The sequence below is a fragment of the Thermosphaera sp. genome, from assembly GCF_059755995.1.
The window spans coordinates 1-11,018 of the sequence record NZ_DBOUKL010000042.1; the positions used below are offsets into that span (position 1 = coordinate 1).

Consider the following 11,018-nt stretch of genomic DNA (forward strand, 5'->3'; position numbering starts at 1 on the left):
CTTCGAACCTTAACGATGATCAATGATCACAGTAGTATTTATTAAATCAGATATTTAAATTTAACACCCTCAATCCTGGTTTAAAAATATTTATAAGTTTAAACAAAACTACTTTAGCACACCAGGTGCTTATATGTGGGCTTTTGAAGAATGCTTAGGAATAGTAACCCATGGTGTTAGGAATGACATACATAGTCTTCAAAAACTTTTAGATGTTAGCGAAGTAACCATCGTAGATAGGGTTAGAGGAGACCTATCCAGAATACTAGACAAGGTAAGTACTGCAAACCCTGAGGACCACTATTTCGTTGAAATATTTAACGAGAAGTTAAAGACACGTTGCATGCTTGTTTCTGAGGGAAAGAAGCTGTTGAGAATTGCGTGCGGAGGGTTAAAATCTAACACGTCCTTCAACCCTGAGGAGTTTTGTAGAAGTATCGATGACTCTGAAATAACTCTTATCAAAGTAGTGCCTCCCCTTTTCCAATGGGGAAATGAAATGATCTACGGTTTTGAACCGCTTGATGCACAGCACGAGAGGATTCTTCATAAATGGAATGAATTAATCAAGGAATTAATAAAAGGAGTAGGAAGAGAGATAATGATTGTCGAAAACCTTATTAATGATGTTTTAGAGCATCTAAAGTTCGAAGAAGACTTGATGAGAAAATACAAGTATCCTAGAGCTAAACAACACTTCAAAGATCACGAAGACTTTAGAAATCTGCTAAAGCATATCCTAGAGAAAGCCAGGGAGATAGGGGTGCTCGATGCTCTAAAAGAAAATATAGGGTTTGTTTACGCTTACCTGGCTCATTTAAACAGTATTGATCGTGAACTAGCATCCTTTTTGAGAAAAAACGTTTTTTGAAAACCTCGTGAAAAAGCTTTAATAATTGTCTAGTTCCTAGTGATCAGCTTACGTCAAATTGTTTGAGAATTTGAGATAGCCCAATAGATTATGAATTTTTCGGTAATTTTTTATAATAGAAAGGTTTAAAAACCTAATAAAACATTAAGAAAATTGGTGGATAACATGCCAGGACAAATACCGTTAATAGGTGAAAAATTCCCTGAAATCGAAGTAGTAACTACACATGGCAAGAAGAAACTGCCTGACGATTACAAGGGCAAGTATCTAGTGTTGTTCAGCCATCCTGCAGACTTCACACCCGTTTGTACAACGGAATTCGTAGGTTTTGCTAAAAGATATGAGGACTTTAAAAAGCTCAACACGGAATTATTAGGGCACAGCGTCGACAGCGTTTTCTCCCACATCAAGTGGATCGAGTGGATAAAGGAAAAGCTCGGGGTAGAGATACCCTTCCCTATAATAGCTGATCCAGCAGGAGAAGTAGGCAGGAAACTAGGCTTCTTGCACGCGCAAAGCGCTACCCACACAGTTAGAGCAGTAATAATAGTCGATGCCGAAGGCGTAATCAGAGCCATTCTCTACTATCCACAGGAGGCTGGGAGAAACATTGACGAAATATTGAGACTGGTGAAGTCATTACAGTTGAATGATAGATTTAAGAGGGCTGTCCCACACCTATGGCCTAACAACGAGCTAATTAAGGATTCGTTAATCGTTCCCCCGCCAACAAGTGTTCAAGCAGCTATGGAGAGATTGGCGACTTACAAATGCTACGATTGGTGGTTCTGCTACGAGGAAGGAAAGGTTCCGAAGGAGGAAGTAGAGGAAGCCAGGAAATGGCTTGAAAGAGCTGCTTCTAAACCTTAACTTTTTTGTAACTCCACCTTGAAAAGTTAAATTCTCATCTCACGTTCATCTTAATCAGGTGGTTGGGATTGAACAATATTGTTTATTCCAAGCTAACAGACAATCTTCACATGCTCCAGTACAAGGATCATGAAACCAAGTACTTCGAAGGATTGTGGCATATTCCAGAGGGAGTAACCTATAATTCCTTCATTCTTGAAACCAAGGAGGGGCTGGTTGTTTTCGACACTTGGAAAAGATCCCTAGGAAGGCTTTACATTGATGAATTCTCCAAGCACTTTGACGTTAGAGATGTCAAGTACCTGGTCACGCATCACATGGAGCCCGACCACAGCGGATCAATTCCCCACTTGTTAGCTTCAAACCCTCGTATAACCGTTTTGGGACACGCGCTGTCCAAGGGGATGATTGAATCATTCTATCAAGTAAAACCCGTTTTCAAGGCTGTTAAAGACGAGGAGGCCTTGCGAATAGGGGGATTTACAATAAGGTTTATTCACACACCATGGCTTCACTGGCCAGAGACGATGATAAGCTATGTCGAAGAGGAAAGGACCCTGTTAACCTGTGACGTCTTCGGATCCTATGGGATCCCTAGCAAGTTATACCTTGATGAGTTAAGCGTGAAGGAGCAAACGGATTTCTCACATTATTTAATCAAATACTTTGCTAACATCATCGGGCATTTCAGAGATTGGGTTGTTAAAAACCTTGAAAAGATTTCACAGTCGAATTTAAACGTTTCAACCATTCTGCCAGCTCACGGAGTATTGTACAGGGAGGAAGACGTTGCCAGGGTTGTTGAAAAATATAGAAGGCTCGCTACTGGTGAAACCGTGCCTGGTAAAACAATAATTGTTTATACAAGCATGTACGGTTTCGTAAGCGACATGATCAACGCCATAATAGAGTTTCTAGAGAAAAACAATGTCAAACCGGTTGTCCACGGCTTCACCGATAAGGAACGGCCTGATCTAAGCGAGATATTAGCTGAGGCGTATCAAGCTGAGAACGTCATACTCGCTACAGCAACTTACGAAGCTAAAACGTTTCCGCCAATGAAACATATTGCGGAATTACTTATCGAAAAAATCCCTGCCAGCAAGAACATTCTAATAATCGCCCTGTACGGGTGGGGCGGGAAAGCAGGGGCTGAGCTTGAAGAACTCTTCATTAAGCAAGGATTCAAAAACTTAGACGTAATAGAGTTCAGGGCTGGGCAGCACCAAGCTGTTTGGAGACAAGTTGAGGAGAAACTGTCGAAGTTTTTAAGGGGTAATGGATGAACAGTGAAAAGCTTCTCACAGAGAGTTACATCGATGAACTCATCTCCGCGGACTTATATGATTACTTGAAAAGCATAGCCAAGGAAGACAGCTTGAGAACCGCGTTCTCAAGACTTGCCGAAGTAGAGAAATCACACGCAACTCTCCTTAAGAAAATATTGATTAATAGAGGTATAACATGCCCAGAGCCCGGATTAACATTTAAGATCAAGGCAGCTACATACAAGGTGCTTGCTAGAATATTAGGTTACAAAATACTTTTAAGCCTCATGGAAGCCTCGGAAGCCTCTGCTATAAAAACTTACTGGTCACTCCTCAAAGAGGCTTCATCAGAGTTTGAAAAACAAGCATTGGAGGTTCTTTTAAAAGACGAGATTTCACATGAAGTAGGGCTTCAGGAAAGCCTGAACCTATACGTCAAAACCTTACAGGGTTTAAAAGACATCGTCTACGGCATGATTGATGCTTTAATTGAAATAGAAGCAGGCGTGATTGGAATTGCCTCAGCCACTAACTCTCCTTCTCTAGCCGGATTGGCTGGTTTAATAGCCGGGCTAGCCGGCTCATTCAGCATGGCCTCTGGCGCTTACTTATCTACAAAATCTGAAAAGGAACAGCAAGATAAGGTTGTTGAATTAATGAGAATCAGAAGAGAACTGGCACCACCTAATGAAGAAGGAGAAAACTCTTCACTCGATGGAGGAGGGGGAAACGACTACTCTCCCTCTAGAGCAGCTCGTAACGCCGGAGTATTTTACCTTGTAGGCGCGATAGGTCCCATAATCCCATTTCTCTTGAATTTAAGTATCATCCTGGCGATCCCAGCTTCCCTACTTCTATCCACAATCATTATCACCGCGCTAACTTTCGTGACCTCGACATTGTCTGGTAGTTCTTTCAAGAAATCCTTAGTCGAATACTTGTTGATAACTTATTCAGCAGTAGCTGTAACGTATCTTATCGGTAGGCTGGCAGGACAGGTTTTCGGAATAAATGTTTAAACATACTGCTCTGCCTTGACTATGTCTGCGAGTATGGCTGGGTAGATGTGGACTACTCCGTCAATGCTGAGGATTTCCTCGTGGATTTTCTGAAGCTCCTCTCCATTTCTCGCCCAGATAATAGCTATTAACTCGTGATCACCCGACGTTATAGCTAAGTATTTAACGTAATCCTTGGCTTTCAATGCTGCAACGATTTCGAATAGTTTTTCAGGCTTGACATTAATGCCCGTGAAGGATATTTTCTCATACCCTATCTTCGCAGGATCGACTATCAGAGCATACTTCCTTATTACTCCATCACTCTCCAGCTTCCTAACTCTCTTAATAATTGCTACATCGCTAAGATTCAGCTTGCTCGCTATCTCGCTAAACGCTTTCCTAGCGTTCTCGGAAAGCTCCCTTATGATTGCAAGGTCTATCTCGTCAACATCCATTGTTCATCAACCCTTTAATCTTAAATAACCCTATGATTTTAAACTCATCTTTTTCAACATGGTCTTCTAATACGGCGTCAACTCCTTCGCTTCTCAAAATGTATGCAAGATCCTCAAGCCAGTCTCTCAGCCCGCATGTTAGGCAAAAAGACCCTGTAAACTCTACTTTGAAAAATCCATGTTTCTCATCAAACTCTAAAAGCCTGGCCGTGGCCTCAGGCTTACGAGTCCTATTGTACGATTCAATGGAGGATGAAATAGTTTTAATTAAAAAATCGGGGCATGAACTCATATCTTACTCCACACCAATCTCTTTGCTGGACTCCCATAAACCATGGAGGTTGCAGTATTCGATGGCAATTAATCTCCCTGGCTTTGAAATCTTCAAGTATGCCTCCACAACCGGCTCACTGTATACTGGTGTGAATTCGTATCTTCCAATAAGTACCGGGTTAAACGGCCTGTTCTGCTCTTCAAAGTAGAGCTCTATCCATCTAATACTGTGCTCTACTGTATTGGGATGCGGGCCAACCCAGACTTTTACCTTGAATATTTCGCCAGCCTTAACCTTATTCGGTGCCTCGATCTTAGGGGTGTGAGACTCAACTTTTGATACAGCCTCTCCCTTCACGCTCCCCGGCTCATATATGAGTTCTTTTAATCCCATTCTTAGTACCACCAATTTTGGAAATAATAAAACTACCTAATAAGTTTAATTTATTTTAAGTACTTGAGAGTTATCATTAAAATGCTTACATTAACATAATGAAAATATCGGTCAGCAGCGTGATTACCATGGATGATGAAGTATTTGAGTTGCTTAAGAAGCTGTTGTCAAAGCCTGAGAAGAAGTATAAGCCTGAGGTGGGTCTTGAGCTCGACACGATAGGTCCCGAATCCCCTAATGGAATATATGTTTACGATGAAAAGAAAGAGAGATGGGTTCTAAAGTATTTGAACGGCGAGTTTTTCCAGCCCTGGGAGGACGGGTTGTTTGTAGTATACTTTGACAACGCTAAGTGCCCGGCCTGTAGGGCATACGACACCTACTGGTATCCATTCGTGAAGCTTATAGGATCCACTTTCAGGAACGCCCACTACGTGATCATACTGTGCGACTGGTTCGCGAAAGAGTGCGACTCGGAAATAGCAAGGGGTAGTTTCCAAAAATATGATGTCCACGCATCTCCAACCACTCTCCTACTCTACTCAAGCAATGGAAAAATCGTTCTCCAAGACAAGCTGGAAGGGGTTAAAAGAATGGATCAGCTGGCGGACTCTATTCAAGGATTTGTCGACAAAGCCTTGAAAACAATTGAGCTGCAACCGGGAGGGGGGTCGTCGAATAGTTAAAAAGGTGATGAGGAATGAGTAGCGAAGAATTACCGGACGTTCACTCCGAAAAACCAGCATTCCCCATACTAGTGAGCAGGGTTGGATTAACAGGGGTTAAGCTCCCGCCTTTCAAAGCGGGTAATGGGATTTTCACACCGGTTTTCAACATATACGTAGAACTTCCTAAGCATCTTAAAGGAGCACATCTTTCAAGACTCTACAGGGTTTTAACAAGTAATTATGAAATAATGGAAGAGAAGGGTTTTGAAGGCCTTGCTTTTCTAGCGTTTAAGGCTTTAGAAGCTAATGCTTATGCGGGGAAATCATACGTGGAGGTTTACGGGGATTATTTAACCAGGATTAATGATATACCTTTCCACCTTAGACTAGGCTCTGGAGTATCCTTGGATAGGGCTACAAATAAGCTCGAATGGTTCTCAGAGGTCGAGACTGAAACGGTGACTTCATGCCCGTGCGCCATGAAGGTTTCGCTTCATCTTTTCAACACTCCTTTCACCCATATGCAGAAGGCCAAGGTTAAGGTTAGGGTTGAAACAGATGATAAGCATATTTCACCAATCAAAATAGGGGAACTCTTAACGAGGGTGTTAAATACGCCGGTGAATCTTCTGTCTAGGAAGGAAGAAGCGGTTTTCGTTCAGAAGATCTTCGTGAACCCTGAGTTCACAGAAGACGTTGCTAGAAGAATTTTTGTAACTCTTATAAAAGGTTTTAAGGATACCTTGGACTCAAACCATTATATTTCAGTTAAAGTAGAATCCTTGGAGACTATTCACCAGTATCATGTGGAATCCTTGATAACGGGTTACGTGAAGGAGTTCTTAAACGAGTTAGAAAAAGGTGGTTTTATATGAGCTGGGTCATTGACAGGGAATGGTGGATGAGGATATATGCAGATTTAATTGTTAAGAGCATAGACCTTAGCTTCGAAAAGGATCAGCAGGCCACGGATTTATTGAGCACGCTCCTCGATGGTCGCAGCAATCTGATAGAGTTCGACGAGATGATTGGTTCGTTTAAAGGGTTTGACGAGTCCATTGTTTTCGGATGCGGCCCGAGTCTCGTGTCAGACCTTGAGTTTCTCATGGGAAATAATGCTCTTAAAGACAAGCTTCTGATCTCAGCAGACGGCGCTACGACAGTATTGATTAATCACGACATAACACCGCACATTGTTGTCACGGACTTAGACGGCCTCGTAGCCGACATAGCATGGGCATCCCTCAAGGGATCGGTAATAGTGGTCCACGCCCACGGAGACAATATTGATAGAGTCTCGAAATTTGTCCCTATGTTCAAGGGGAGAATAATAGGTTCTACACAGGTTGAGCCAAGACCTCATGTTTACAACTTCGGAGGTTTCACCGACGGCGATAGAGGTGTTTTCCTTTCTCACTCACTAGGGATATCGAGAATCATTCTCGCAGGCTTCGACCTGGATGGAGAGCCCTATTCATGCCCAGGTAAGCTAGTCCCGTTTAACAAAAGGGTTAAGAAGAAGAAGTTAGAAATAGCGAAGACATTGTTGAAAGAATTGGAGTCAAAAGGGGTAAGATATTTCAACGTCAAGGGAGAGCCCTATGTTCTCTGATCCTGCTAGGAAATACTTTCACAAGGACGTAACAGATAGAGAGAGGGCCGCTTTCGAAGCAGGAATTGCTCTAGGCATGGTTGTACACCAGTTTACAGGTGTTCCATTGAGAAAACGCGATGACATTAGTATACTGGAAAAAGTTATTGAGAACGCTATTAAAGCGCAACCTTTCAAGATCGATGCAGAAGTCGTGATAAACGTTGACCTGAAAAACACGGATAACCCCTACGATTATACGACGCTGAAAACAAGAAACATGAATGTGAAAGTTACTGTGAAATACGGTAAGGCCGTGGTGAAGGCTGCTCTAAGACACATTGATGAGTTAGACTACAATCTAGCCTACATAGAAGAGATAATAGAGGAGGAGTAGTAGTTGCCTAAGGCTATTGCGTGGGGAATAACTGGAGCTGGAAGCTTTCTAAGAGAATCGGTGGAAACGATAATTGAGATCGTGGAGAGAGGGATACCGGTCACTGTTTACTGTTCTAAAGCGGGAGAATCGTTGTTGAAATCTTATGGGTTGATTGATAAGCTGGCAGCACGCGTGAAAGGAGCGTATCCTACAGAGATAGTTTACGAGTCTAAGGAGCCTCCAAGCTACCCATCAACAGGGCGCTTCTACGTTGACATATACGATTTAGCTGTCATATCGCCTGCAACCCTGAATACTTCCAGCAAAATAGTCCATGGAATATCGGATTCCTTAGTATCAAACCTAGCATCGCATGCGTTGAAGAACAACATTCAGCTCCTCATACTGCCGGTAGACTATTTTGAGACCAAAAGCACTATCCCCATCAAAATACTGCGCGACAACTGCGGTAAATGCTTTGAATGCACCGCTGCTGAAGCATGTCCAACCGGGGCTTTAACCAAGGATAGTAACTGGAAAGTAAGGCTAGATATTTCTAAGTGTACCAGGTGTTTCGAATGCTTAAGGAATTGCCCATGGAACGCGATACTATTCGACGTGGAGATCATGGTTAAGCCTAACCCGTACTACGTTAAAATTATCGAAAAGCTATACGAAATCCCAAATGTGAGAATTATTGAACATCCTAGAAAAGTCCTAGAGTTATTGAGTGGTGAACGCCCCTGAAGATTTTGTTCGTAACAGGGATGGTGGCAAAACCCTTCTTGGAGAAAATTGTAAAACAGCTTTCAGATGTAGAAGCCAAGGTTTTATCGCTCCCAATTCCCATAGCCGCAATGATGACTAACGAGTATTTAACACGGGAGCTACCCCGATACCCTGAGCTCATTGAGTGGGCAGACATAATAATAGCACCAGGCTTCACGAAAGGGGATTTAAAAGACGTGGCGAAGAAGTTAGGGAAGCCTGTTTACAAGGGATGCTTGTATGCTTATGACATTCCCATCTTAGTTGAATACTTGAAAAAAGGCGGAGAGTTGTCAACGGTTAACCCGCTAGATGAATTATTAAGCAAGGAGAAGAAGAGGAGAGAGGAGATTATTCTTGCTGAATTAAGGAGAGAAGCTACCAAGTCTTGTTTTGAGGTTGGTGGAAAACCGGTCTCGCCTAAATATCCTTTAATAATGGGCGAGGTTTTCGTGAATGAGGAGATGGATTTTGGGAGAATCGCCTCCAAGGCACATAGACTAGTATCTCACGGTTCCGACATACTGATAATCGGGTCCAGCCGTCTCCCCTTGGATGTTGTGGCAGATTATTCCAAAAAGGTTAAGAGGTTGTTGAACATCCCGGTAGGGGTAGACTATTTCAAATACGAAGATTTCAGCTCCCTTAGCGATGGAGAGGTCGATATTCTTTTAAGTTTCCCAGCTGACTCAATACTCCATCTCAATCCCAAGGAGGAATTTCGAAAAACAGCCGTAGTCCTAATCCCAGACCCGTTCTCCATCAATGTTGAAGAGAAGATCTCAAGCTTAAGAGCGGGCTTAAAACATGCTATTGATAAAGGATTCGGAAAAATAATACTGGACCCGGTGTTAAACCCTCCTCAGCAAGCATTTATAGAATCATTGTATGCGTTTAAAACTGCGAGGAAGGAGTTTCCGGGCTATCCGATATTGATGGGGGTCAGCAATTTCACAGAGTTGATAGATGCTGACAGTATTGGAGTAAACGCTGTGTTAGCCAGTATCGGGGTTGAGGCAGGAGTAGACCTGTTCCTTGTCACGGAAGAAAGTGCTAAAACCTCGTACTCGGTCAGAGAGTTTAGGAAAGCACTGGATATGGCCTTGCTTGCTAGAGAAATGGAAAAGCCTCCGAAAGATTTCTCTGTCAACTTACTAGTGTGTAAAAGCAAAAAGAAGAGGGGCTTGAAGCCCCAGGAGCTGGTAAACCCTGTTAAAGCCTCTAGACCCTACCCTCTTAAAGCAGACCCCTCTGGGTACTTTAAAATATATGTCGACCACGATCAGGAAGCAATAATCGTAGAACACTATAAGCATGGAGATAGTAAGCCGAGCATTACAATACTAGGGACTGATCCGTCTGCGATAATTAATGAAATACTTGAGAGGAAGCTTGCCTCAGCCCCTGAACACTTCTACTATCTTGGTAGAGAGCTTTGGAAAGCCAAGACAGCCTTGAAGCTCGGCAAGGATTATGTTCAAGATGAAGAACTCTTCTAAGCCCCCATTACACTGCTTTTAGAATATAGACGTTTATTAGTAAGGATATAGAAGATCATTATTAGTGATTGATTTGCCTGAGAGCAATTTAATACTGGATGTTGATATTCTTCTCTATGTTTTACCTGAAGGTGTTAAGAGAAACTCACTCATAATTGTTGCCGGCGAAGGCGGTGCTGGCAAGAGCGCTTTACTGGCTGATATTGCTAAATCAGTTATTAAGAACAATGAGCCCTTGCTTTACCTAGGGCTTGACGATGATCCGGCAACCATCGTGGACCAGTTTAGCTCTTTCAACGTTGACATTGAAAAAGCATTCAATGAGGGAAGATTTGGAATCATAGATGGTTTCAGCTATTTAATCAAGGGTAAGAAAGGGAAGAGCCACCCCATGGTTCTTGACGAAGTCAATCCAAGCGACTTAGACAGCCTTGTCTACTCTCTCCTTAAACATGTTGACTCCTTCAACATGAGGGGGCGCGGAATGGTAATGATAGACAGCCTGAACGAGATCATGATCACACTGGACCCGACCAGGATCATAGAGTTCGTGAAAACCATAAGGGCAAATGTAGCCAAACATAGGAGTGTGACCACAATAGCAACACTTCACACTTCAACGGAGGACTTCCTCTCATACTTGCTAAGCATCGAGCACTTGGTTGACGGAATAATTGAAATGCAGACCCTCAAAGACAAGAACCTAGGGGAACTGCAGATACCTTTAAGGCAAATGCTGGTGAGGAAGATGAAAGGAGTTCCCCACAGAGCTGTTTGGACCCTTTTCACCATTGATAAGGAAGGAGTAAAACCCGTGATAATTAAAACCTCTAAGTAGTATATCATAATTCTGCTGAATTGTAAGGTGTGATATATGCTTTTAAAAGGGTTGAAAGTGCTTGACTTAAGCCATACCTTAGCTGGCCCGTTCGCGACGATGGTTCTAGCCGACCTGGGCGCGGAGGTTATAAAGATCGAGTC

At 42.7% G+C, this 11,018-nt stretch carries 15 protein-coding genes; 12 read left to right on the forward strand and 3 right to left on the reverse strand.

Annotated features, from left to right (window positions below; translation table 11 throughout):
* Window positions 1–133: 133 nt before the first annotated feature.
* The 4 genes from AC3OH0_RS04355 (at window position 134) to AC3OH0_RS04370 (ending at window position 4,028) form a co-directional block, all read left to right on the forward strand.
* Window positions 134–871, forward strand: coding sequence for a bacteriohemerythrin (locus AC3OH0_RS04355; protein ID WP_498344892.1), 738 nt, complete (start codon window positions 134–136; stop codon window positions 869–871).
* 165 nt (window positions 872–1,036) lie between these two features.
* Window positions 1,037–1,741: a peroxiredoxin gene (locus AC3OH0_RS04360; protein ID WP_193436922.1), complete on the forward strand. Its 705-nt coding sequence runs from the start codon at window positions 1,037–1,039 to the stop codon at window positions 1,739–1,741.
* Window positions 1,742–1,809: 68 nt separating this feature from the next.
* Window positions 1,810–3,027 (forward strand): FprA family A-type flavoprotein, encoded by a 1,218-nt coding sequence (locus AC3OH0_RS04365; protein WP_498344893.1) that lies wholly within the window; start codon window positions 1,810–1,812, stop codon window positions 3,025–3,027.
* A complete protein-coding gene (locus tag AC3OH0_RS04370; RefSeq protein ID WP_193435758.1) occupies window positions 3,024–4,028 on the forward strand; it encodes a VIT1/CCC1 transporter family protein in 1,005 nt (334 codons plus the stop codon). The genes AC3OH0_RS04365 and AC3OH0_RS04370 overlap by 4 nt, the downstream gene beginning before the upstream one ends.
* Here AC3OH0_RS04370 and AC3OH0_RS04375 read toward each other — a convergent pair.
* Genes AC3OH0_RS04375 through AC3OH0_RS04385 form a run of 3 tightly spaced genes read right to left on the reverse strand, consistent with a single transcriptional unit; the run spans window position 4,025 to window position 5,132 of the window.
* Window positions 4,025–4,465 (reverse strand): Lrp/AsnC family transcriptional regulator, encoded by a 441-nt coding sequence (locus AC3OH0_RS04375; protein WP_193435757.1) that lies wholly within the window; start codon window positions 4,463–4,465, stop codon window positions 4,025–4,027. The two genes, AC3OH0_RS04370 and AC3OH0_RS04375, sit on opposite strands and share 4 nt — an antisense overlap.
* The gene (locus AC3OH0_RS04380) at window positions 4,455–4,757 is read right to left on the reverse strand and encodes a hypothetical protein (RefSeq protein ID WP_193435756.1); all 303 of its coding nucleotides are present in this window, start codon (window positions 4,755–4,757) and stop codon (window positions 4,455–4,457) included. Before AC3OH0_RS04380 ends, AC3OH0_RS04375 begins: the two co-directional genes overlap by 11 nt.
* Window positions 4,758–4,760: 3 nt before the next feature.
* Window positions 4,761–5,132, reverse strand: a complete 372-nt coding sequence (locus AC3OH0_RS04385) for a class II SORL domain-containing protein (protein WP_193436920.1) — start codon at window positions 5,130–5,132, stop codon at window positions 4,761–4,763.
* A gap of 128 nt (window positions 5,133–5,260) precedes the next feature.
* On the opposite strand from AC3OH0_RS04385, the gene AC3OH0_RS04390 reads away from it, so the two are divergent.
* The 8 genes from AC3OH0_RS04390 to AC3OH0_RS04425 all read left to right on the forward strand — a co-directional run.
* Window positions 5,261–5,818: a hypothetical protein gene (locus AC3OH0_RS04390; protein ID WP_193436919.1), complete on the forward strand. Its 558-nt coding sequence runs from the start codon at window positions 5,261–5,263 to the stop codon at window positions 5,816–5,818.
* Window positions 5,819–5,832: 14 nt separating this feature from the next.
* Window positions 5,833–6,675 (forward strand): GTP cyclohydrolase, FolE2/MptA family, encoded by an 843-nt coding sequence (locus AC3OH0_RS04395; protein WP_193435755.1) that lies wholly within the window; start codon window positions 5,833–5,835, stop codon window positions 6,673–6,675.
* Window positions 6,672–7,412 (forward strand): 6-hydroxymethylpterin diphosphokinase MptE-like protein, encoded by a 741-nt coding sequence (locus AC3OH0_RS04400; RefSeq protein WP_193435754.1) that lies wholly within the window; start codon window positions 6,672–6,674, stop codon window positions 7,410–7,412. Before AC3OH0_RS04395 ends, AC3OH0_RS04400 begins: the two co-directional genes overlap by 4 nt.
* Complete coding sequence (locus AC3OH0_RS04405) at window positions 7,402–7,788, forward strand: dihydroneopterin aldolase family protein (protein WP_498344894.1); 387 nt, start codon at window positions 7,402–7,404, stop codon at window positions 7,786–7,788. The genes AC3OH0_RS04400 and AC3OH0_RS04405 overlap by 11 nt, the downstream gene beginning before the upstream one ends.
* 3 nt (window positions 7,789–7,791) lie before the next feature.
* Window positions 7,792–8,517 carry a flavoprotein gene (locus AC3OH0_RS04410; RefSeq protein WP_498344895.1) on the forward strand — a complete coding sequence of 242 codons (726 nt, stop codon included), beginning with the start codon at window positions 7,792–7,794 and terminating at the stop codon, window positions 8,515–8,517.
* A gap of 5 nt (window positions 8,518–8,522) precedes the next feature.
* A complete protein-coding gene (locus AC3OH0_RS04415) occupies window positions 8,523–10,037 on the forward strand; it encodes a dihydropteroate synthase-like protein (protein WP_498344896.1) in 1,515 nt (504 codons plus the stop codon).
* 73 nt (window positions 10,038–10,110) lie between these two features.
* The gene (locus AC3OH0_RS04420; RefSeq protein WP_498344897.1) at window positions 10,111–10,875 is read left to right on the forward strand and encodes an RAD55 family ATPase; all 765 of its coding nucleotides are present in this window, start codon (window positions 10,111–10,113) and stop codon (window positions 10,873–10,875) included.
* Between the two features lie 36 nt (window positions 10,876–10,911).
* Window positions 10,912–11,018 (forward strand): CoA transferase (locus AC3OH0_RS04425; RefSeq protein WP_498344898.1); only part of this gene is annotated, 107 nt, incomplete at its 3' end.